This window comes from Stenotrophomonas sp. 3diitr2024 (assembly GCF_042136455.1).
GTDB classification, from domain to species: domain Bacteria; phylum Pseudomonadota; class Gammaproteobacteria; order Xanthomonadales; family Xanthomonadaceae; genus Stenotrophomonas; species Stenotrophomonas sepilia.
The window spans coordinates 1-325 of record NZ_JBHHMJ010000233.1 but is presented as its reverse complement, the minus strand read 5'-3'; the positions used below and the strand labels follow the sequence as shown (position 1 = coordinate 325).

Sequence of the window (325 nt, the reverse complement as noted above, 5' to 3'; positions counted from 1 at the left end):
GGCGCACCGGCGCTGAAGCGTTCATTAAATGTGTTGCAGAGACGAGTGCGTGTGGCTCATTCGCCGATGTCCTCGTTCCAGATGTCGGGATGACGGCTGATGAAATCGCCCAGCAGGTTCAGCTCCTCGATGCTCGGAATCCGGCTGCGGATGGCGCGGATGACCATGCCGACCTCGCCCCGCTGCTTGAACACGTTGACGCGGAAGCGCCCGGCATCATGCCGTTGATCTGCGCCTTCACCAGCCGCAGCACGCCACGGGTGTGCAGCAGCTCATCGACGTGCATGGTCAGCGCCTCGCGCACCACCTTGGGTTCCAGGCCGAG

The 325-nt window shown here is 63.4% G+C and carries 1 protein-coding gene; it reads left to right on the top strand.

Annotated features, from left to right (window positions below; genetic code table 11):
• Positions 1-89 precede the first annotated feature (89 nt).
• Positions 90-325 (top strand): hypothetical protein (locus tag ABGA94_RS05235; protein WP_375366583.1); only part of this gene is annotated, 236 nt, incomplete at its 3' end.